Origin of the sequence: uncultured Sneathiella sp. (assembly GCF_963976355.1) — a bacterium.
In the GTDB taxonomy this organism is placed as follows: domain Bacteria; phylum Pseudomonadota; class Alphaproteobacteria; order Sneathiellales; family Sneathiellaceae; genus Sneathiella.
This window is the reverse complement of sequence record NZ_CAXBKA010000004.1, coordinates 271,040-294,020: the sequence shown is the minus strand read 5'-3', so window position 1 is coordinate 294,020 and position 22,981 is coordinate 271,040. Positions and strand designations below refer to the sequence as shown.

At 51.7% G+C, this 22,981-nt stretch carries 19 protein-coding genes; 12 read left to right on the top strand and 7 right to left on the bottom strand.

Annotated features, from left to right (window positions below; genetic code table 11):
• Both AAC599_RS11640 and AAC599_RS11635 read left to right on the top strand, forming a co-directional pair.
• A complete protein-coding gene (locus AAC599_RS11640) occupies positions 1–1,179 on the top strand; it encodes an efflux RND transporter periplasmic adaptor subunit (RefSeq protein WP_340150568.1) in 1,179 nt (392 codons plus the stop codon).
• 11 nt (positions 1,180–1,190) lie between these two features.
• Positions 1,191–4,331: an efflux RND transporter permease subunit gene (locus tag AAC599_RS11635; protein WP_340150567.1), complete on the top strand. Its 3,141-nt coding sequence runs from the start codon at positions 1,191–1,193 to the stop codon at positions 4,329–4,331.
• Between the two features lie 39 nt (positions 4,332–4,370).
• Here the strand turns inward: AAC599_RS11635 and AAC599_RS11630 are convergent, their stop codons facing one another.
• Complete coding sequence (locus AAC599_RS11630) at positions 4,371–5,192, bottom strand: hypothetical protein (RefSeq protein WP_340150566.1); 822 nt, start codon at positions 5,190–5,192, stop codon at positions 4,371–4,373.
• Between the two features lie 91 nt (positions 5,193–5,283).
• Here AAC599_RS11630 and AAC599_RS11625 point away from each other — a divergent pair, with 91 nt between their 5' ends.
• From AAC599_RS11625 to AAC599_RS11590, 8 genes are all read left to right on the top strand, one after another.
• Complete coding sequence (locus AAC599_RS11625; protein ID WP_340150565.1) at positions 5,284–6,066, top strand: IclR family transcriptional regulator; 783 nt, start codon at positions 5,284–5,286, stop codon at positions 6,064–6,066.
• Positions 6,063–7,061 carry a thiamine pyrophosphate-dependent dehydrogenase E1 component subunit alpha gene (locus AAC599_RS11620; RefSeq protein ID WP_340150564.1) on the top strand — a complete coding sequence of 333 codons (999 nt, stop codon included), beginning with the start codon at positions 6,063–6,065 and terminating at the stop codon, positions 7,059–7,061. Before AAC599_RS11625 ends, AAC599_RS11620 begins: the two co-directional genes overlap by 4 nt.
• A complete protein-coding gene (locus AAC599_RS11615; protein ID WP_340150563.1) occupies positions 7,061–8,038 on the top strand; it encodes a transketolase C-terminal domain-containing protein in 978 nt (325 codons plus the stop codon). Before AAC599_RS11620 ends, AAC599_RS11615 begins: the two co-directional genes overlap by 1 nt.
• A complete protein-coding gene (locus AAC599_RS11610; RefSeq protein WP_340150562.1) occupies positions 8,039–9,769 on the top strand; it encodes a thiamine pyrophosphate-binding protein in 1,731 nt (576 codons plus the stop codon).
• A 35-nt stretch (positions 9,770–9,804) separates the two neighbouring features.
• On the top strand, positions 9,805–10,821 hold the full coding sequence (locus AAC599_RS11605; protein WP_340150561.1) for a DctP family TRAP transporter solute-binding subunit: 1,017 nt from the start codon (positions 9,805–9,807) through the stop codon (positions 10,819–10,821).
• Positions 10,822–10,908: 87 nt separating this feature from the next.
• On the top strand, positions 10,909–11,412 hold the full coding sequence (locus AAC599_RS11600; protein ID WP_340150560.1) for a TRAP transporter small permease: 504 nt from the start codon (positions 10,909–10,911) through the stop codon (positions 11,410–11,412).
• Positions 11,409–12,707 carry a TRAP transporter large permease gene (locus AAC599_RS11595; protein ID WP_340150559.1) on the top strand — a complete coding sequence of 433 codons (1,299 nt, stop codon included), beginning with the start codon at positions 11,409–11,411 and terminating at the stop codon, positions 12,705–12,707. The genes AAC599_RS11600 and AAC599_RS11595 overlap by 4 nt, the downstream gene beginning before the upstream one ends.
• A 137-nt stretch (positions 12,708–12,844) precedes the next feature.
• Positions 12,845–13,771, top strand: a complete 927-nt coding sequence (locus AAC599_RS11590; protein WP_340150558.1) for a neutral zinc metallopeptidase — start codon at positions 12,845–12,847, stop codon at positions 13,769–13,771.
• Positions 13,772–13,817: 46 nt separating this feature from the next.
• On the opposite strand, the gene AAC599_RS11585 is transcribed toward AAC599_RS11590, so the two are convergent.
• The 3 genes from AAC599_RS11585 to dctP all read right to left on the bottom strand — a co-directional run bounded on the left by AAC599_RS11585 (position 13,818) and on the right by dctP (position 16,929).
• Positions 13,818–15,143 (bottom strand): TRAP transporter large permease subunit, encoded by a 1,326-nt coding sequence (locus AAC599_RS11585; protein ID WP_340150557.1) that lies wholly within the window; start codon positions 15,141–15,143, stop codon positions 13,818–13,820.
• Positions 15,143–15,709, bottom strand: a complete 567-nt coding sequence (locus AAC599_RS11580) for a TRAP transporter small permease subunit (RefSeq protein WP_340150556.1) — start codon at positions 15,707–15,709, stop codon at positions 15,143–15,145. Before AAC599_RS11580 ends, AAC599_RS11585 begins: the two co-directional genes overlap by 1 nt.
• 179 nt (positions 15,710–15,888) lie before the next feature.
• Positions 15,889–16,929: a TRAP transporter substrate-binding protein DctP gene (gene dctP, locus AAC599_RS11575; RefSeq protein WP_340150555.1), complete on the bottom strand. Its 1,041-nt coding sequence runs from the start codon at positions 16,927–16,929 to the stop codon at positions 15,889–15,891.
• Between the two features lie 514 nt (positions 16,930–17,443).
• Between dctP and AAC599_RS11570 the strand changes: the two genes are divergently transcribed.
• A complete protein-coding gene (locus AAC599_RS11570; RefSeq protein WP_340150554.1) occupies positions 17,444–18,130 on the top strand; it encodes a WbqC family protein in 687 nt (228 codons plus the stop codon).
• Positions 18,131–18,159: 29 nt separating this feature from the next.
• A complete protein-coding gene (locus AAC599_RS11565; RefSeq protein WP_340150553.1) occupies positions 18,160–18,978 on the top strand; it encodes a class I SAM-dependent methyltransferase in 819 nt (272 codons plus the stop codon).
• Between the two features lie 70 nt (positions 18,979–19,048).
• Here the strand turns inward: AAC599_RS11565 and AAC599_RS11560 are convergent, their stop codons facing one another.
• From AAC599_RS11560 to AAC599_RS11550, 3 genes are all read right to left on the bottom strand, one after another.
• Complete coding sequence (locus AAC599_RS11560) at positions 19,049–21,118, bottom strand: hypothetical protein (RefSeq protein ID WP_340150552.1); 2,070 nt, start codon at positions 21,116–21,118, stop codon at positions 19,049–19,051.
• Between the two features lie 179 nt (positions 21,119–21,297).
• On the bottom strand, positions 21,298–22,251 hold the full coding sequence (locus tag AAC599_RS11555) for a DMT family transporter (RefSeq protein WP_340150551.1): 954 nt from the start codon (positions 22,249–22,251) through the stop codon (positions 21,298–21,300).
• Positions 22,252–22,306: 55 nt separating this feature from the next.
• A complete protein-coding gene (locus AAC599_RS11550; protein ID WP_340150550.1) occupies positions 22,307–22,873 on the bottom strand; it encodes a CGNR zinc finger domain-containing protein in 567 nt (188 codons plus the stop codon).
• Positions 22,874–22,981: the final 108 nt, after the last annotated feature.

Here is a 22,981-nt window from a genome sequence, read left to right as displayed (position 1 = left end):
TTGTCCATACAATCAACTATAAGACTTTTCGGTCTCGCCGCATTTGTCATGCTGGTGGCTGCTTGTGAAAATGAAAAAACGCAAGCGGCGGCTCCGTCTGCTCCGCCAGCTGCTGAAGTTGGGTTTGTGACATTGCAGCCTTCCACAATCAATCTGGTGGCAGAGATGCCCGGACGGACCGTTGCATTTCGCAAGGCTGACGTACGTCCTCAAGTTGATGGCATAATCAAAAAGCGAAGTTTCACGGAAGGCGCCTATGTAGAGGCCGGCCAGCAACTTTATCAGATTGATAAAGACAGATATCAGGCGGAACTGGATTCGGCACAGGCGGAACTGGCGCGGGAGCGAGCCAATCTTGAGCTGGCAACAAAGACCCGCTTACGGTACGAGGCATTGCTCAAATCCCGCACCGCCAGCGAGCAGAGCTATGATGATGCTGTCGCGGCGGAAGCGCAAAGCAAGGCGGCGATTGCTGCCGCACAGGCCGGTGTCGACAAGGCCCGGATTGAGCTCAACTATACAAATGTCGTCGCACCGCTATCCGGCCAGATCGGCGCGTCAACTGACTCTGAAGGGGCCCTGGTAACTGCCAGCCAGGCCGAGGCGCTTGCCACGATAACGCAGCTTGATCCTATCTATGTGGATGTGACGCAGGCTGGGGGCAAACTCCTGAAAATCAAGGACGCCATTGCTGCCGGACGTGTGACCGGGCTGGATGAAGCAAATATAGAGGTGCGGCTCGTATTGGATGCAACAGGCCAGAAATATCCGCTTGCCGGCAAGCTGGAGTTTTCTGATGTAACCGTTAATGAAACAACAGGGTCCGTCCGCTTGCGCGCAGTGTTCCCGAATCCGGACAAGATATTGCTGCCGGGCATGTTTGTACGCGGCTATGTGGATCAGGGGCGTATCGAGAACGCCTATCTCGTTCCCCAGCGCGCTGTTATGCGGCGCCCCGACGGCGGCGCCTATGTGTATCTCGTCGGCGATGAGAATAAGGTCCTCTCGAAAGATGTTACAATCGAGCAATCACGGAATGAAGACTGGGTCGTGACGTCAGGGATTGAGCCTGGAGGCCGCGTCATCGTTGATGGATTGCAGCGTATCGCTCCCGGCATGACAGTCACTCCCAAAGACATTGATGCTGATGTCGCGTCATCCAAAAGTACAAAAGGTTGAGGGCGGTATAGATGGCAAGATACTTTATTGATCGCCCGGTCTTCGCCTGGGTGATTGCCTTGGTGATCATGCTGGCAGGCGGCATCTCGGTTCTGCAGTTGCCGATCGAGCAATATCCATCAATCGCACCCCCGGCAGTTCAGATATCCGCCGTCTATCCTGGCGCATCGGCGCTGACGGTTGAGAATACCGTGACGCAGAATATCGAGCAGGAGATGAATGGCCTCGATAATCTGCGTTATATGTCATCCATCAGTGATTCCACGGGCGCCTCTACTATTACTTTGACCTTTAATCCGGAGGCGGATCCGGATATCGCCCAGGTGCAGGTCCAGAACAAGCTGCAGGCTGCGACATCACGGTTGCCGACGGAAGTCCAGCAGCAAGGTATCGTTGTCTCGAAATCCAGCGGCTCATTTCTGATGGTGGTCGGCTTCGTCTCTGGCAACGGTGGTATCAGCGCTTCGGATCTCGCAGACTATGTGGTGACCTCGGTGAAAGATCCGATTGCCCGGATCAATGGCGTAGGTAGCGTAACCGTGTTCGGCTCGCAGCATGCGATGCGTATCTGGCTCGATCCGAACAAGCTGATCAGCTACGGCATTACGGTATCGGAAGTTCGTAATGCGATTGTTGTCCAAAATACAGAGGTGACTGCGGGGCAGATCGGCGGAACTCCCTCCGTTCCCGGTCAGCAGATCAATGCCACGATCACGGCGCAAAGCCGTCTGCAAACACCTGAAGAATTTGCCAATATTCTGCTCCGCGTTAATACGGATGGATCGCAGGTCAGGCTTGGGGATATTGCGCGGATCGAAATTGGCGCGGAGAGCTACGATACTGTCGCCCGCTATAACGGACAGGAAGCGGTCGGCGTTGGTATTAATCTCGCGACCGGGGCCAATGCGCTGGAAACGGCGGAAGCTGTGGAAAAGCGCATTAATGAGTTGAAGGCTTTTTTCCCTGCTGATGTGGAGGTTGTCTATCCTTACGATACAACACCGTTTGTCCGTGTTTCCATCGAGGAGGTTGTCAAAACGCTGTTTGAGGCCATTGTCCTCGTGTTTCTTGTCATGCTCCTGTTTCTTCAGAACCTGCGCGCGACCCTTATTCCGACGATTGCTGTGCCGATCGTGCTCCTTGGAACATTCGGTATCCTTGCGGCTTTTGGTTATTCCATCAACACGCTGACAATGTTCGCGATGGTGCTGGCCATCGGCCTTCTTGTGGATGACGCGATTGTCGTCGTGGAAAATGTGGAGCGGGTTATGGCGGAAGATGGGTTGCCGCCGCGCGAGGCCACCCGTAAATCCATGGGGCAGATAACGGGGGCGCTGATCGGCATCGCGCTGGTGCTCTCTGCCGTCTTCATACCGATGGCCTTCTTCTCTGGGTCGACTGGCGCCATTTACCGGCAATTCTCAATTACCATTGTTTCTGCAATGATTTTGTCAGTGGTTGTCGCAATCGTGCTGACACCAGCGCTCTGCGCAACGATCCTGAAACCAGCCAATGGTGGCCCGCATTCAAAGCGCGGCTTCTTCGGCTGGTTCAATCGTGGATTTGATTCTCTTAACCGGTTCTATCAAGGCAGCGTTGGCCATGTGGTTAACCGCAAGTGGCGCTATATACTGATGTACGTCATCCTATTGGGCGGGCTCGCTTTCCTATTTATGCGCTTGCCAACCTCTTTTCTTCCCGATGAAGATCAGGGAATTATGTTCGCAATGGTCCAAACTCCGGCTGGTGCGTCTCAGGAGCGGACGGTCGATGTACTCAAAAAGCTTGAGAAACATTTTCTGGAAGACGAGAAGGAAGATGTAAACGGTATCTTCACGGTGGCTGGATTCAGCTTCGCCGGAAGCGGGCAGAACTCGGGCATTGCCTTTATCAATCTTAAAGACTGGTCGGAGCGAACAGAGCCGCAGCAGTCAGTGAAGGCAATTATTGGCCGAGCCTATGGCGCTTTCGCGCAAATACGCGAAGCGATGGTGTTTGCTTTTGCACCCCCTGCCATTCTTGAGCTTGGCGTTGCGGGCGGCTTCGATATGCAGTTGGTGGACCGCAGCGGTATCGGGCATGATGCTTTGACCGCTGCCAGAAATCAGTTGTTGGGAATGGCGGCGCAAAATCCGAATGTTGCCGGAGTTCGTCCAAACGGCCTGAGTGACACGCCGCAGTTTGACATCAACATAGACCAGGAAAAAGCGGGCGCGCTTGGCCTCAGCATCGCGGATATTAATCAGACCCTGACAGCGGCCTGGGCGCCGTCATATGTCAACGACTTCATGGAAAACGGCCGGGTGAAAAAGGTTTACATGCAGGCGGATGCCCGCTTTCGGATGATGCCGGATGACCTGGGCAACTGGTATGTCAGAAATGACAAAGGCGAGATGGTGCCATTCGCGGCCTTCGCGTCCACCGAATGGAGTTTCGGATCCCCGCAGCTTGAACGGTTTAACGGCTTATCTTCCCTTAATATTCAAGGGTCGGCAGCACCGGGCGTGAGCTCAGGCGAGGCCATGATCGCGATGGAAGAGATGGTGTCGAAACTGCCTGCGGGCGTTGGATTGGAATGGACTGGTCTTTCCTATGAAGAGCGGGCGGCGGGCGAGCAGGCTCCTGCGCTATACGCCCTGTCTGTCATTGTCGTCTTCCTTTGTCTTGCGGCACTTTATGAAAGCTGGTCGATCCCGTTCTCGGTGCTCATGATTGTGCCGCTTGGCGTATTGGGGGCTGTCATTGCGGCCTTGCTCAGGGGGCTGCCCGATGACATCTATTTTCAGGTCGCGATTTTGACAACGATTGGCTTGTCCGCGAAAAACGCTATCCTGATTGTTGAATATGCGCGGGATCTCCATGATCAGGGTATGGAATTGATGGCTGCAACAGTCGAAGCCGCACGTCAGCGGTTGCGGCCAATTATTATGACTTCAATGGCCTTCACTCTTGGCGTTCTTCCTCTCGCATTGAGTACGGGTGCGGGCGCCGGGGCGCGAATTGCCGTTGGCACTGGTGTTATTGGCGGCATGCTTGCGGCGACTGTTCTGGCGATCTTCTTCGTCCCTCTGTTTTTCATGATTATTGTCAGGATTTTTTCAAAGAACCGTCGGGCCCCTGAAAAATCTTCTACGGCATCTGAGGAGGCTTGAAGAATGAAGGTTTCTCAGATTGTGTTTTGGACATTGCCGCTAACTATGATCTACTATTGAGGCAGGGCGCAGTTGCTGCAGCCAGATTTTCAAAGGCATTCCGATCTCGGCGCCATCCTCACGCGCATGCACATTGACGTTTGATATAACGCCTGTTTCAAAGGCTGATATGGCATCGCCGATGCGGGCGGTTTCGTGGGAGACCGTTACTGCTGAGACACCACGATCATCCAGGGCCGGTAATCGCGAGATGCCGGCCTCACTGGTAATGATCCCGGCGTCATTAAAAACAGCGACCCTGGCGGCTGCCTTTAATGCCCTGTCTGGATTGCCGCCAATAAGGCATCCATGAGAGCCAGTGATCACGATCCTGTTTTTATCCTCGGCCGTTACTAGTGAGGCAGAATCGACGAGCACGAGTGATAGCCCGCTTTTTTCCAATATTCTCTCGTGGCGCGTCTCTTCGACATGCGGCAAGTGTTCCTCAGCTTGAGGTGCCCGCGCCAGAGCCATGGCTGCTTTCTCGACAGCCATGCCGGGTTCAACACCACATGCTTTTGCAACAGAATTCACAACGCTGATAATACCCCGGTTCAGGGCATCCTGTGCGGAGCCGATCAGACAGGATTCGCAATCCATGGCTGCTGCGGCCATCCCAACATTAGCCAGGGCCAGAACACCAGCCACGCCAGCTTTCTCAAATCCGATTCCCGCGTCATTGAAGAGAATGGCACGAAGATTGGCCGCCGAGGCAAGGGACGCAGGGTAAATTCCGCCATGAGAGCCGGATATTACAACCCTGCCTTTCATTGACCCGTCGGTGTCTGTAATCGAGTCGAGTAAAAGAGATTCTTTTGTCATTTGATGACCTTACATAGCTTGACTTCGGGCTTCAATCTGTTTCAAATACCGGCAATATGAATTCCGGTTAACGGAACGCTTTGGAGAAAGTATGCCGAATATATCGCCTGTAAAAGGCTCCATAGCTCGGGCTGCGCGCGTTCTGGACGTGTTGTCACTGGCGCCTGACGGTGCGGACCTCAACGAAATAGTAGAACGGTCGAAATTCACGAAAACGACGACTTTTCGGGTGTTGTCGTCATTGCGCGATGTTGACTATGTTTTTCAGGATCCGGCAAGCCGGTCTTATCGGCTTGGTTCGAAACTGGCTGAGCTTGCCAGGGTTGCGGATCGCATCGATGTAGGCGCCCTCGCTGAACGGGGAATGACGCGCTTGGCGGATATGTCAGAGGACACCGTCTTTCTCTCTATTCCGGAAGGACACACATCCATTTGCATTAACCGGAAAGTCGGGGCATTCCCGATCCGAACCCTTACTCTGGATAAGGGAGATCGGCGGCCGTTAGGCGTGGGGGCTGGCTCTCTGGCTTTATTCTGTTCCTTGCCGGAGGAAAAGCGCGCGGCTATGTGTCGCATCAATAGGAGCTGGCTGGCTGATTACGGGGTTACGGAAGAGCTCCTCGAAAGGGAGTTTCAGTTCTTTCAAACCAATGGCTACGCCCTCAATTCCGGAGGTGTTGTTAGCGGGATGAGCGCCATTGCCGTTCCGGTCATAACCGATAGTGGTCGGCCGGTTGCCGCGCTGGCGGTCGGCGCGATCAATGACAGGATGGGTCAGGCACGTATCGACAACCTCTTGCTGCCAGAACTTAAAAGAGAGGCGCACAGTCTGGCTGACCGACTGAACGCGCTGGAAAAGGAAAATAGTACATGACAACTGTTGGTCACAATTTTGAACGCGGTCGATCATTATTGCAGATGATGGAGCGTATTCGTGCCTTCGAGGAACAGGCTTGTCTGGCTGCGGAACGGGATAAGCTGGTGCTGGGGGCGATCCATCCATCTATCGGCCAGGAGGCGGTGGCCGCGGGCATCATGCATAACCTCGAAAAGGAGGATATCCTGCTGTCCACGCATCGTGGTCACGGGCATACCCTTGCCAAGGGGGCGAGTTCCCTTGCAATGATGCGCGAGTTGCTCGGTCGTGAAGGCGGATGTTGTGGTGGTAAGGGCGGTTCCATGCATATCGCCGATTTTGATGTCGGCATGCTTGGCGCGAATGGTGTCGTTGGCGCAAACATTACGATTGCTGCGGGCGCGGCACATGCGATCAAGCTGGCGGGCGATAAAAGAATTGTGGTTGATATCTTTGGCGATGGTGCCATCAACCGTGGCCCGTTTCTGGAAGGTATAAACTGGGCCGTTGTGTTCAAACTGCCGATCCTGTTTGTTTGCGAAGATAATCAGTATTCCGCGACCACGAGAACGAAAACCATGACCGCCGGTGATGGAGCTGCTGCACGGGCTGCCTCTCTTGGTATGCGCTCAACGACAGTTGATGGAAATGATGTCGAGCTTGTTGCCGATACAATGGCTGAGATTGCGTCACGGCTGCGCGCCGGTGGTGCACCCGAGTTCCTTCATGCAAAAACCTACCGCCGGACCGGACATACGTCTTTTGATCCGGCTGGATATCGCCCGGCAGGAGAACCGGAAGAGGAAGAAAAAAGAAATGATCCGATTGCACGGCAGCGCACCATTCTTCAGGAGGCCGGTATGACTCCTGCCGATCTAGAGCAGCTTCACGAGGATGCGCAGAACGAAATGATTGATGTTTTGAAACAGGCAGCGGATACACCGTTCCCGGCGACGGAAACCGCGTTTGACGATGTGCAGGATATCGGAAGTCCCGCAGTGGAGGCCTATTGATGCCAAAATTAACATATCGGGACGCAAGTATTGCTGCCATCCGGCAATCCATGCAGGAGGATTCGACTGTTTGGTGCGTCGGAGAGGATTTGGGTCGGGGCGGCGTGTTCGGCCAGTATAAGGGCTTGCGCGAGGAATTTGGCGAAGCTCGGATTTCCGACGCGCCCATCTCGGAAGCGGCGATCATGGGTGCGGCCTTCGGCGCCGCGATGACGGGGACACGGCCTGTTGTCGAGATGCGGTTTTCCGATTTTGCACTCTGCGCAACGGATGAACTTGTCAATCAGATCGCCAAGGCGCGGTTTATGTTCGGCGGGCAATCGCGTGCGCCCATGGTTGTTCGCAAACCTATGGGGCTGTGGCGTTCCTCTGCGGCGCAACATTCGCAGTCTCTGGAAAGCTGGTACGCCCATATTCCGGGCCTTGTTGTCGCCTGTCCCGGAACTCCGCAGGATAATTATTCCATGCTGAAGGCGGCAATCGCCTGTGATGATCCCGTTGTTTATCTGGAACACAAGGGTATCTGGGATAACGAGGGCGATGTCGATTTTGATGAACAATATGAGTTTGGCAAGGCACGCATACGGACCGAAGGGTCGGATGTCACCATTGTGAGTTGGTCAAATACCGCCAACCTTGCTGTAGAGGCGGCGGAGAAGCTTTCCCGTGAAGGAATTGGCGCCGAAGTCATCGACCTTCGTAGTCTTTGGCCATGGGATAAGGAGGCGGTCCTCAACAGTGTTGCAAAAACCGGGCATCTGGTTGTTGCTCATGAGGCCGTCGCAGTTGGAGGGTTTGGTGCCGAGGTTGTTGCAACAGTGGCGGAGCAGGCCGGACATCAGTTGGAAGGGCCTGTCCGTCGTCTGGGTGCCCCGCGTTCCCTGGTTCCCTATGCACCCAACCTCGAAGATATGCTGCGTGTTACGACAAATATGATTGTGGCCGCTGCGAAAGACACATTGGAAAAAGGCAAGTAAATGATATCAAATGAAATGACGGGTGGTGAAGCGCTGGTGCGGATGTTACAGGCCCATAAGGCTGGACCGATGTTCGGCATGGGCGGCTTTCAGCTGCTGCCGTTCTATGATGCGGCGCGGCGTCTCGGGCTTAACCATAACCTGATCAACGACGAGCGCTGCGCGGTATTCGCGGCGGATGCCTATTCAAAGGTGTCCAATCGCGTCGGGTTGGTCGACGCAACTTTGGGGCCGGGGGCAACAAATCTTGTTACCGGTCTGGTGGAAGCTCTGAATGCCGGTACACCAATGGTTGCCATCATCGGTGATGCGCATCGTGATCATGCCGGAAAGAACATGACGCAGGAGACGGATCAGGTGTCCATCTTGCGTCCGGCATGTAAGGAACTTTTGAAAGTTGAAGCCATTCACCGTATCCCGGAAATACTACGCCGGGCATATGCTATAGCGACGTCGGGGCGTCCGGGACCGGTAGTTGTGAATGTGCCTGAAGACATCGCGCATGGAACCTATAATTTCGAGCCGGAGGATTTTGAGGTTGATCCCGCGCATGCCGCGATACCGGCACTTCGTTGTCGCCCTGATGCAGATGCAACGGCAAAGGCGGCGGAACTCATTGCGAAAGCAAAGCGGCCGATGATTCTATGTGGCGGCGGCGTTCACTTGTCGGATGCGTGTGACGAGGTCACAAAGCTTGCTGAAAGCTGCAATATTCCAGTATGCCATACATTAACCGGTAAAGGATCTATTTCTTGTGCAAGCCCATTGAACGCGGGACTATTTGGCCGTTATGACCGGATCGCCAATGACCTGATCGCCAAGAGTGACTGTCTGTTGGTCGTCGGGTGCAAGCTTGGCGAGATCGCCACTAAAAGATACACAATCCCCGAAGCAAAAGGGCCGGTTATTCATCTGGATATCGTCGCTGAGGAAATGGGTCGGACTTATGAGCCGGCGCTGAAGCTTTGGGGTGATGCCAAATCCGGCCTTCGGGATTTGAGTGCATTGCTTGAGGCAAGTGCCGCAAAGCAGCGCGCAGCGCGGGAAGCCTATGTTGCGGAAATTCCCAAGAAAATGGGTGCATGGCGCGAAGATGTTTCGGAGCGTCTGCATTCTGATGAAAGCCCCGTCCATATGGCCCGCCTGATTACGGAAGTGAATAGACTGCTGCCGGAAGATGGTTATCTCGTTGCGGATGGCGGTTTTGCTGCGCATTGGGGCGGCTTGCTCTTCGATACCAAAAAGGCCGGACGCGGTTTCGTGCCTGACAGGGGGTTCGCTTCTATCGGCTACGGTCTGCCGGGCGCCATGGGTGTGCAGTTGGCGGCACCGGATGCGGTCGTCGTCGGCCTGACCGGAGACGGCGGGTTCAATATGGTGATTGGAGAGCTGGAAACTGCCCGCCGCATGAACCTGGGCGTGACAATCATTGTGGTTAACAATGCTGCCTCAGGATATGTCAAGGCATTACAGCATCTGATGTATGGCGACGGGAATTACCAGTCGTCGGAGTTGTCGGAAACGAATTATGCTAGTGTGGCGAATGCTATGGGATGCCATGGCGTGCGTGTCGAGAGCCCTGATCAGCTTGAAGCGGCGTTGCAAAGCGCATTTGCTGAGAAAGATCGCCCAAGTGTGATAGATGTAGTCGTAACGAGGGACCCCGCACGGATGCTTCCTGCGGTGGACAACAGGACCGTTCAGGTCAAAAAAGGAGACCGCGTTGCATAAAAGCGCGGAAACAATAAAGTAGGGAAGGATAAAAAATGAAACTCTATGCTTTGATTGCCTCAGCACTGATAGGTGTTGCAAGTATCTCGCCGTCATATGCGGCGGATTATAAATCCGAATATAAGGTATCGACCGTCGTTCCGGCGCCATTTCCTTGGGGAATCGCTGCGGACAAATGGATTGAGCTTGTTCGGGAACGGACCGATGGCCGTGTGAATATGAAGGCCTATCCGGGAACTCAACTCGTCGCCGGAGAGCAGACAAAGGAATTCACGGCTGTGCGCCGCGGTGCCATTGACATGTCTGTCAGCTCGACGATCAACTGGTCGCCCCAGATTCCCGAGATGAACGTTTTTGCATTGCCGTTCCTCATTCCCGACTATGAGGCAATGGACGCGCTCACGGGTGGTCCGGTCGGGGAAAAGATTTTCGAAATTGTTCGTTCAAATGGTGTTGAGCCACTGGCCTGGGCCGAGAATGGTTTCCGCGAACTCACAAACTCAAAACAGGAAGTGCGGGCACCGGAAGATCTGGCGGGCATGAAAATTCGCGTTGTCGGATCCCCTTTGTTTAACGACATCTTTACAGCATTCGGCGCCAACCCGGCGCAGATGAGCTGGGCGGACGCGAAACCTGCCCTGACGACAGGTGCTGTTGATGGCCAGGAAAATCCGCTGACGATTTTCACGATTGCCAAGATGCATCTGGTTGGTCAGAAATATGTGACAACCTGGGGATATGTTGCTGATCCGCTGATCTTTGCGGTTAGCCACGAAGTATGGAACGATTTCACGCCTGAAGATCAAGAAATCATTCGTCAGGCCGCTGTCGAGGCCGGCGCATATGGTATTGAAGTGGCGCGTAAAGGTCTCACCAATGGAGACGATACTCTTTACAAGGAGCTGGAAGGACTTGGTGTTACGGTGACGCATCTTACGGATGAGGAGCGTCAGAAGTTTGTTGACGCAACGCGTGACGTCTATGCCAAATGGACGGAAATTATTGGCCCGGACCTGGTTAAGTCCGCTGAAGAAAGCGTAGCCAACAAGTAAGCCAGTCCTTGATTTCGACCGAACCGGGGGCTCAAAATTCCAACGTGATTTTTGAGCCTTCGGCACTTTTCAAATGAGAACAATCCTATGGAACAGCAACAATCTGCCGAAACAGATGAAAATGATCCGATAAAACCGCCTTTTCGAATAGAGGAGGCCATTGGCGCTCTGGCCATGGGATTGATCTGCGTAATCAGTATACTGAATGTCATCGTTCGTTATGCGACGGATGTGTCTTTTGCCTTTACCGAAGAATATTCTGTCTTTCTCCTTGTCATCGTTACTTTTGTTGGTGCCGGGCTTGCCTATACAAATAATGGGCATATCAGTATTGCAATTCTTGTCAACTGGCTTGGCGGACGCTGGGCCATGCTCCTTAAAACAATCTCGTTTCTTGCCTCGATTTCCCTGTTTGCGATGCTTGTCTATTATGGCGGCGATCTGACCTATGATGAATATCGCTTTGACGAAACCTCTCCGGCACTCGGCTATCCGACCTGGATGTACACGATCTGGCTGCCTTTGCTCTCCGTCGCCATCCTGTTTAGAATAGTTCAGGTGGCCTGGATTGAAGCGAGGAAAAAAGGATGAGCCCGCATTTCATCCTTTTAGGATCGCTTTTCGTTTTTTTGATTGCCGGTACGCCCATTTCCGTAGCGTTGGGTCTGTCCGGTGTTATTGCAATCTTCTTTGGCCTCGACATGGATGCTGTCGCCAATATGGGCACCATAGCCTATGCCAGCATTGCAAAATATCCGCTTATAGCAATTCCCCTGTTCATCCTGACTGGAATGATATTCGAACGTTCCGGTGTCGCGGAGCGGCTGGTGGAGCTATCGCGGGCAATAGTCGGTCCTCGCCGTGGTGGTCTGGCGCTCGTGGCCATTCTTGTCTGCCTTATCATGGGGGGCATGTCCGGATCCGGCCCGGCAGATGCCGCGGCAGTAGCGACCGTCATGATTCCCAGCATGATGAAAGAGGGGTATCCGAAGGCATTTTCCGCCAGTATTATTGCGGCATCGGCCTCAACCGCCATTCTTATCCCTCCCTCCATCGCTCTGATCGTTTACTCAATCATGGTGCCGGGAGTTGATCTCAGAGCCTTGTTCGCCGCGGGGCTTTTCCCTGGCCTATTGGCAGGACTCGCTATCGCGGTGCCCGCAATCATAATCAGCCGTCGGCAAGGATTTGGTGCAGAGGGTGGTGCCGCCATCCGCCCGCCTCTCGGCCGAAGTTTTGTCAGAGCGCTGCCCGGATTGTTCGCACCGGTAATCATATTGGGTGGCTTGAGAAGCGGGCTTTTCACGCCGACCGAAGCGGCGGCTGTCGCTGTCTTTTATGGCTTGATTGTCGGTCTGCTTTTGCATCGGTCAATGGGACTTCGGGATATCTATAACGTGCTTGCGGAATCCGCCCAGATTTCTGCCGTTGTCATGGTCATTATCTCACTGGCCGGGATTTTCGCCTTCGCGGGTTCAATCCTCGGGACATTCGACGTCGCGGCCGAATATATTCTGTCTATCTCGGAAGAGCCGATGATTGTGCTGCTGCTAGTCATGGGACTTGTCCTGCTGGCCGGAATGGTTCTGGATGGTGTCTCCATATATCTGATTGCATTACCCCTGTTGATGCCAATCATGGCCACTCTTGGCTGGAATCAGGTATGGTTTGGCGTCCTTATGGCGATGAATGTGGCCATTGGCCAGTTTACGCCACCGGTTGCCGTCAATCTGATGGTGACGGCCAGAATTGCGAATGTGCCGATTGAGGCGACCATGCGCTGGATCATCTGGCCTATTCTGGCCATGATACTGTCGGTTGGGCTCGTTATCGCCTTTCCGTCGATCGCATTGTGGCTTCCCTCCGTCCTTGGATACAAGGTTTAGCCCTATCTCATTTGGATAGAAGAGCCGGACGCAGCCCATTTGGTGACAATGGGCCTAACGCATGGCATTATTTTATTCAGTTTAGCAGATGGGAACGAGCTGAGAAGCCTGTCGCCTCTGCCGAGAGCTCTAATGAAATGGACACAGCGAAGGATAGCGTCATGCGATGGCGGGGTGGACGGCGCAGCGGGAATATAGAAGACAGACGTGGGCAGCGTGCCGGGGGACTTGGCCGGAGCCGGGGCATCCCTATTCGTCTGCCGAGAGGGCGCAGCGGCAAAATAGGCATTGTGGGCATTCTTGCCATTGTAGGCATTTCCCTTTTTCTTGGAATTGACCCGACAGTCATTTTGCAGGGTGGCCTGCAACAAGGGGGCGTGCAATCAACGTCTCAATCAGAACTGCCACGTACCGCTGCAAATGATGACCTGACCGAGTTCGTCTCTGTTGTGCTTGCGGACACCGAAGATACATGGCGTGCCGTGTTTGCGAATGCAGATCAAACATATCAGGAGCCGACGCTGGTATTATTCTCCGACTCGGTTCAGTCCGCTTGTGGATTTGCGCAGTCTGCCATGGGCCCGTTCTATTGTCCGGGTGATCAGAAAGTATATCTGGATCTGTCATTTTTCAACGAACTTAGGAACCGGTTTGACGCCCCCGGTGATTTCGCGCAGGCTTATGTTATTGCCCATGAAGTGGGCCATCATATTCAGACACTCTTGGGCATCTCGCAAAAAGTTCATGAGCAGAGGAGCCGTCTGAGTGAAACGGAGGGCAACAAGCTCTCAGTCCGGCTTGAGCTGCAGGCAGATTGCCTCGCGGGTGTCTGGGCCTTTCACGCTGATCAAACACGCCAGATACTTGAACCGGGAGATATCGATGAGGCGCTCAATGCGGCGACGGCGATTGGCGATGACCGGCTGCAAAAGCAGGCGACAGGTATGGTCGTGCCGGACTCCTTTACCCATGGTTCATCGGCACAGCGAGTGCGTTGGTTTAAGACGGGCTTTAAAGACGGAAATGTAAATAGCTGCGATACGTTTTCCGCAGGCGACCTATAAGAAATTCGTCCGGAGCGGAGGCCTCCAGCCTCCGCTCCGGGAATTTCTACTGGAACAGGTAATTCGGCAGCCACAAGGCGATTGCCGGGAACAATACAATCAGGAATAGCCCTGCCAGCTCGACCACTGTATATGGACCGACGGACCAATAGATATCCTTCATTGTGACGTCCGGAGGAGCAACCGATCTTAAATAGAAAAGGTTGAACCCGAACGGCGGCGTCATATAGCTTATCTCCATCATAACGACGAAGAGAATGCCAAACCAGACCGGATCGAAGCCATGGCTTGCGACCAGTGGTAGGAAAACCGGTAGAGTAATCAGCATGATGCCGACCGGATCAAGGACCATTCCGAGGATAAACAGGACAAACATCATGAAGGCGAGCGCACCCCATTTCCCGCCCGGTATCTGCTCCGTAATGTGAGTGATAAACTCTTCCGCTCCCATTGCTGTATAGGCCATCGAGTAAGCATGGGCCGCAAACACAATCCAGGTAATGATCGTTGTCAGCCGGAAAGTACGAAGAGAAGATTGTGAGATCACTTTCCAGGTTAGTTTCCGGTTTATCGCGCTGGCAACCAGTGCACCGAAAACGCCAACTGCGGCGGCTTCTGTGACCGTCGCATAACCACCAAAAATGGCGCCGAGGACGATGAAGATAATGAAAATAGGCAGAAAGACGGACCGCAGAGCGCTTATCTTCTCACCCCAGCTCGCTCTTTCTTCCGGCGGCAGGGAAGGGCCAAGGTGAGGCTGAAACCAGCATCTTACACCGATATAAATTGAGACCAGAGCAAACAGGAGCAAACCCGGGAAAACGCCGGCCGCAAACAACTTTCCGATCGATACCTCTGTAATCAGGGCGTACAGGACCATCAGGATGGAAGGCGGGATCAGTATTCCCCAACCACCGCCGGCATTAATTGCCCCCAGAGCAAGACGTTTGTCATAGCCACGGTTGAGCATTTGGGGGAGCGCTATGGTTCCCATCGTAACCACAGCGGCGCCTGAAATGCCCGACATGGCCGCGAAGATTGTACAGATGCCGACAGTGCCGATAGCCAAACCGCCACGCACGCCTCCCCACCATAAATGCATCATGCGGTAAAGATCATGCGCGACCCCGCTGCGCTCGAGAAGCATTGCCATAAACACATAAAGCGGAATTGCGATGAGTGAAGATGTTTCCATCAGGTCCCACATTTTTGAAGCAATCAGATAGAATGCAATGGGACCTTGCTCAAAGTAGAGAAAGATAACGGACAGGCCGCCCAGAACGAATGCCAATGGCACGCCGAGCATTATGAAAAAGAACAGGAAGCCGAAGAAGAGAAGTGTAAGGGTCTCAATACTCAGGAGCTCATACATTATACCGACTCCTTCTCATCGACAGCGTCGTCAACAACTGGTCCAAAGGCGCTTTCGTCTACGTCATAACCAAGCAGGATCATGATGTCCGCAATCAGCTTCACGATGCCCTGTAACAGCAATAAGATCGCCGCAACGAAAATCATGGATTTGGAGGGCCAGATCGGAGGACGCCAGGTTGTTTCGTAACTGACCTCAAGTCGCGAGATACTGTCATAAGCCATCGAATAACTCTCATTTAACAGAACGCCGAGAAATAAGAAGAACAGGAAGGAAGTTGCAATGTCGGTCAGTGCCTTCTTTCGCGCCGAAAAATGAGCGTAAAACAAATCGACGTTGACATGATCACGGCGTGCAAGCAAATAGCCGCCACCAATAATTGCATAAACACCGAATATCATTTTCGATGCCAGAGCCGACCAGGATATTGGGCTTTGCGTTATATAACGCATGATGACGTCGCTCATAAGCAGTATGAACAAGATTAGGACCGCATAACTGGCAATCCGACCGATCCATACATTTGTCCTAGTAACTGCACGGGCAAATGCGGTTATGGCATCCATGAAAGCCTCCAGTTCAATTTGATCAATTGGGCATTTTCAGACACCGGCATAAGCGCGACCAGTCATTTTAAGGTCGTGTGCAATTCTTGCTCTATGCGGAAGCCTTTGCAATTATATGCAAAAGCTTCCGTAAAATGAGCTAATCAGCTTGTGCCGAGTATTGACAGAACTGGGTGTTCTTAGACGTACCCCATTCCCTTGAGGAAGTTGACGAGCATTTCAGTTGCTTTCGTCGCATTCCCTCCCTTAGCACTTTCTTCTGTCAGAATAGCGCCTGAGGCTTCAGAGAATTTTGCAAGCACATCTGGTGGGAATTGACTGACCGTAACATTTTGCTCAGCAAGCCCCTTCGAGAGCGCCAGCTTTTCTTTATACTGATACTCTGTCGTGCGTTTCCAGAAGCGCATATCGAGCAGGTTGAAAAATTCTGATCGAAGGTCCGGAGACAGATTATCTATGGCCTGCTGGTTCATAATCAGCGTGTCCATGGCGAGGCCCATGGTCGGCTTCATGTGGAACTTGGCGACTTCCCACAGGCTCATGGACAGGGCGCCCTGTGCCGCTCCCCAATGGGCACCATCGACGACACCGCTCGCCAAGCTCGAGTACAACTCGGGGCCGGCAATATTCTGTGTCGACGCTCCCGCGGCCTCAAGGAATTTCAGGTAGCTGCCGGAAGAGCGCAATTTCAACGCAGAGAAATCTTCAATTGAATTGATAGGCTTTGAGACAACCAGTTCCGTCGGGTAGACTTTTTCCGCACGGCTGACGACGCCGTGGATTGCCAGATCCTCGTTAAACATGGCTTCAAAACCCATGTTCTTGAGGTAATGCGCAAACTCCCATGGTTCACGGAAAGTTCCGGGGACGCCCAAAGCCAGTCCGGCTGTTGAGGCCTCGCCAAGAATGTAGCCCGGGGAAATTGTCCCCATTTCAACCACGCCTTTGCGTACGATATTAAAAATCTCGCCGCCTTTGGCGAATTCGCCCGCGCCAAAAAGCTGGAGTTCGAATTGACCTTCAGTGTTTGTTTTAAGCTCTTCTGCAATGACAGCAAGGCTATCGCCAAAAGATGACGAGGCTTTTGGCCAATGTGATTGAACTTTCCAGGTCACCTTTTCGGCGGCCGTCGCTTTTCCGATAAAAGCAGGCGCAGCAAGAGCCGCTGCACCACCAGCCAGCGCACCACGCCGACTAATAAGTGTTTTTTCCTTTGTCATGATATTCCTCCCATTGTGCGATTGTATTGTCCCACCAATACATTCATCTTTTTCGTTAGTTTTTATACCGCAGCGTTTTTTTAGTTTTGGGAATATGCATCAGAGCAACGGCAACACGAACGGAAAATTTGCTTTTCTCTTTTATCGTAAAGACCGATCTCAATACATTCCGCTAAGATGATATAATAAAGGATCAGAATTGACAAGCCTTTGGGGAACAGACAGTTTTCAAATTCTAGGCCATTAAAGAGATAACTGCGAAAGCCGTCTGCCAATATATTACAAAGATAACACAATCCGGATTTAGAATGTCTTATCCGGTTCAGGTCCCTTTACGGCGTTAGTGCAGGATGTATATAACTAATCTGGACGGCCTTATGCTGATCTGACATATGAGCTTTTTCTGGTTTCAGATTGAAGGAGGCTTTGCGCTATGCGTATCAGTTGCTTTGACAGCTGAAATAGCAAGTCATTATACGAAGCGTAATTTTAAGGTGTATGAAAGAAAGAATTAATGCGCGTAGCAATCGTACAGTCCAACTATATACCCTGGAAGGGGTACTTCGATCTCATAGCTTCAGTGGACCGGTTTATTCTCTATGATGATATGCAATTTACACGTCGGGACTGGCGTAACAGAAACAAAATCAAGACACCACAAGGCTTGACATGGCTAACTGTGCCGGTTCTGTCAAAAGGTAAATATTTTCAGACTATTAAAGATACCCGAATAGATGGGACGGCATGGGCAGCAAAGCACTGGAAATCAATTGAAACAAATTATGCGCGCGCGCCTCATTTCAAAATGATGGCAGATATTTTCAGGCCTGCGTATGAAAAAGATATCCCGGATTTTCTATCTGAACTCAACGCTAAACTCATTCGTAAAGTTTGTGAATTTCTGAATATTGATGCAATCGTAGAAAGCTCAGCGGATTATGATCTGGTCGACGGGCCGAGCGCGCGTCTGGCGGACCTGTGTAAGCAGGTTGGTGCAGACGTATATGTTTCTGGTCCGTTGGCGCGCGATTATCTCGATATATCGCTATTTTCAGAGAAGGGCGTCGAGGTTGAATGGTTTGATTACTCAGGATATCCGATCTACGATCAGCTTTGGGGCGAATTCGAGCACGGGGTAAGCATCTTGGATCTGATCTCAAATACAGGTTTAACGGCTCCAAACTATATGAAGAATGTTTGATTTTTTGAAGAAGGATTCCGGATTTGGAGTTGGCTGAAATATTCAAAGACGAGGAGCAGAGTGCACGCCTGAGGGCTGAGGCCGAATTCGGTCAGCGTGAAATACAGCCGTTTTTTGAAGATGATAACCTGCCGGGCTCTGTTCTTGAGGTTGGATGCGGCACCGGGTTTCTTTTATCGCAGCTTGCTGAAAAGTATAAAGATAGTTCATTTTCGGGCGTTGAGCCGATTGGCTCCGGCTTTTCGCAGTTTGAAGATACCTTGAATGCTATTGAAAGCCGGTACACAAATATAACCTTTATCCGCAAGCGTATCGAGGATGTGAAGAGCGACGAAAAATATGATCTGATATATTCGGTCAATGTGTTCGAGCATCTGGATGATTGGCGGGAAGCTATCGACATATGTTTATCAATGTTGAATATAAACGGCCGTCTGGTCATTTTGTGCCCGAACTACTGGATACCGTATGAGTCCCATTTCTCGCTTCCTATTATCGGGTCCAAGTCTCTTACCTATAAAATATTTTCAAAAAAAATTTTGGAAATGGAAGAGGCATATGACGCGCACGGATTATGGAAATCTTTAAATTTTGTCACAGCGCCGCAAATAAAAAAATACTGTCATTCAAGAGATTATACTCTCGAGTTTGATACGGCGGTTATGGCTCGCATGCTCGACCGATTGGATGAAGACCCTGAGTTTAAGAAGCGACAAAGTGCGCTTGCCACTATTGCCATCATAGCCAATCGGTGTGGCGCCGGGTTCGTCCTGCGTAGTTTGCCCGCGCGTTGGGGGGCCTATATGAAAGCCGTTATTCGCGCAAAAACCTCTACTGCATCGATCTAAATGCTGGCTGCATGAAGGGTTTGGCGACAAGATGGTGCTACCCAACTCGATTGCATCGGTTTATCTTTTATCAACTCTCGTCAAGCTTGCGGGCAATAACCCAGTATTTGGTACTCTCAATGATTTCGTAGCCTGCATCCCGAACAAGATTTTGTTGAAATTGTTCTACATAGGTTGGAAGGCCCGCAATATTATTTGGGGTTGCATTGTCAAACGCTATGAAAGGTGCTTGAAGTTGGCGCAATGACGTTACCAGTATATTACGCGTTTCCTCGCGATGGCCGAAGAAGAAAGGCGCTTTTTGAGTGAGTGCAGGCTGAGTCCCTGCCAACCGCACCATGTTAAGGGCGAGTCCGCTGATCCATCTCAACCCCGGGCTCTCTGTTTCCAGATTTTTTAACTCTTCGGCTTTTTCGAGTGTGTAGGTGCAGAGTTCAGGAGAGGCATTAATACCGTCCAGGCAGGGCCTTAAATGACCATCAATTCTTTCGGAGACCGCGGACACAAAATCTTTGGAAATCACTCGTCTCACCGGATTGCCAAAAATAAACGGTATTATCAGCAAGATCAGGATAAAGGACCAGACTATCCGGTCCGTCTTGAGCCCTAAAGAAAGCTTCGGCAGGACGAGTAAGGTATAGAGGAGGAACGGTATCCACATATTCAAAATATGAAAGCGGTTCATTACGTAGGGACCGATAGCAATGATCAAACCGACAATGACAACATTTTGAAACTCGATTGAGGAAAGGGGATCTTTATCCTTTATCGAGATCAGATACCGGGAGAACAAAATCAAAATATGAATCATCACTATCACGAAGGGCGCCAAGAGATAGGCCGAGAGCCCTGCGAACCCGCTTGAACCACTCTCAATTTTCTCACGCATAATCTGGAGCAACTCGGCAGATGTGGAAACGAGCGATCCCTCAAAGAGAATAGCGATAAACAGGGCGCTGGATATTACTAGGCAGAATGCGAAGACGATGCCTGAGACCATCAGGCTCAAAAATCCCTGTCTTGCACTTTGAATAAAGAGAGCAAATCCCAATGCAAGAATGCAGTATATGCTGGTTTCAAAGTTATAAAATAGAAACAGCGGAGAGACTGCTCCAGAAATTGCCGCACTGGCGAGCCATCCAGATCTTGCCAAATAATAAGCGAGGAGGACTGTCACCGGGACCATCAGAAACCGAACCGGCAACAGATTGGGGGTGTGGTATGTATCGGCAACTCCGGACATCATTCCCGAAAAGACGAAGAGAACGAGAATGATTGCCGCCCATAGTAACTGGTTGGTCTTTCCATTAAGGCGCTGGTAAATGATGCCTATGATCAATGCACAAAAGAAGACATTGATGAGTTTCAACAGCGACATGGTTCCGCCTAACGTTTCGAAAAACGGAACAATCCGGAACCCTGCAATCATATCATTGAGCAGGACACCATAGCCGGCAAACGCGTCGAATTCCATGCTGGCGGCTGTCTTTGTATATAATCCGGTACCCAAGACGGCGGACCAATGAATATCCATTGTCCACAACCGGCCATCTTCAATTTCCTGCTGAACACCAAACGGCAAAATACAAGTGAGAAAAATGAGTATAAGCGCCGCAATTGCGATTGACCTTGTCTTAAATCGGCCCTTGATAACCTCTGCCATTAAATAGGCGGCGACTAATGCCAGCAGGAAATCACGGGCTTTTGGTTCGTAGACAATTAAAACAGCGGCCCAGAAAACTATACCCAGCCAGGGTCGCAGCCATGGCGGAATTTTGGATGAGAGAACCCAGTGAGTGTTGTTTGGTTTTCGAAAGGCGTTGGGGGTGAATAATCCTGCGGTGAGGAAAAACCCAAACACTGCTATGCAGAGAAAACTGTAGAATGTTGCCTGGACCCGGGTATCCGGCATGGTCAGATAGGATATCTGCTCCGGCGTGAATATAATATTTTGCGGCGTTTGCTGTACCCAAAAATAGGATATTCCCAACGTCAGTAAAGTAAGGATGACTATTGAGGCGAGAACCTTGATATCAATAAGCTGTAGAATTTGGTCAACCAGAAAGATCGTCTTTCCATTGAAGGACGAGAACCCTCTTGAAAGCTTGTCTTTTGAGAAAAATGAACGGCCACTAGTCATTTCAAACTACTACTCTTAACGCAAACAGATACGGTGCTGAGATTGGAATCGCTCTCGTTGCTTGTTTTGTCTTATGACAAGATAATTGGAATTTGAAGTGGAGGCTATACAGTTACGTTCCAAAATTTCCCAGCCTCACTCTTTCATTCCTTGCTGCGTCTACTCAAGAGGCTTGCATCCTACATTCTTGCGCGATGCAATCTCGTTTCCCGATACAGAATAAACAGTCCGGCGCCGACGACCAGGGCCGCGCCCGCAAATTTCATCGGCCCCGGGATATCTCCCCAAACCAGATAGCCGATAACGGCTGACCATATGAGAGAGAGGTATTTCAGCGGTGCAACAATAACGCCTTCGGTGAGCTGGAATGCCATGACAACCAGAAGATGAGCAAAAGTCACAAGGATTCCGCCCAAAATAAACCAGCCCCATTGCTGCACAGTGGGCATATGGGTGCCGAAGGGAAGGGTAACGGCGCCCGCGATTAGCGCGACGACACTGGTATAGAACATGACCGTAACGGCGCTGTCCGCGGTGCCGAGACGACGGGTAATTAGATCCCGTGAGGCGGAGCTGACAGCGGCGAGTATGGCAAAGATGACCCAGCCGTTAAAACCCTCGACGCCGGGCTGGATCATGATGAGGACACCAAGGAAGCCAGCGAGAACGGCCAGCCAGCGGTGCCATCCAACCGGTTCGCGCAACAAAAAGGGGGAGGCGGCAGTCAATAACAAAGGGGCCGAGAAAACAAGCGCCATGGTCTCTGCAAGCGGAAGATTGATCAGAGAAATTGTGACAAACAGGCTGGCACCGAGAGCAGCAATGCTGCGAAGCAAGACGCCTTTTGGCTGGTTCAGGCGCAATATCGTTACACCGCCATTCAACTGAATTAAGACTGCGAGTACCGGAAACATCCAGATTCCGCGATAGAATAGAATTTCTCCCGCATGGAAATCCGCGGTCAGCCATTTGGTGATGGCATCCTGTGTGGTCAGCAGGAATGTCCCGGCAATCATACACAGCATGCCCTTGATGGCGTTACTATCTGATGATACCGCCGTCACGAAACGATGACGCTTGTTGTGAAAAATGGCATTGGTGAAAGCAAGAAACAAATCCCCCGAGGCCGCCATTCTATCCGAGAGCTTCAGGAACACAAGCTGGATAATGGACGGGCTGACTTAGTCCCTATGTTTTCAAATGCCGATAATAAAATCTTTTCGCCTTGGCCCGGTTGCCGCACATATCCATGGCGCACCATTGTCGGCGTCTGTTTTTGCTTTCATCCAGGAAGAGCCAGCCGCAGTTATCTCCCGGACATATTTTGACCCGGCCAATCTCGGAAGGATTTGATAGCACGGCCGCTGCCGATATTTCTATCGCTTTGGCAAGGGACGTTTCCGGTCCGTATTGCAACGATCCTTTTGGGCCTTTTGCCAAAGAGACGGCACTGCTTGTCCGGAAGTTGTTGTTGAACTCTGCAAGAAGCCCGGGCGCTGGCTGTTCAGCGTTTATCAGGGATACTAATATCTGTCGCAGATTCATTCTTAGTTGCAGGACCTTGTCCCGAAATGATCTGTGGTCCGGAATGAGAATGTTATGAAGCTCGACAGCCGCGCGCCAGGAGATGATATCATTGATATTATTAAGCTTATCTTCAATGACCGCACCTTCCGCACTCCAGTCTGCCGTGTTCACAAAGTCCAGACACAGTCGGCCGCCGACAAGACGAAATTGCGTATCCTCTTTCTTCATGCTCTATTATAACCGCTGTTATGGTTGACCATCAAGATTTATCTATATAACATAACCTTTTAATGGTTAGATTGAGATGACTTCGCATTCCGGCAACGAGATTCAGAT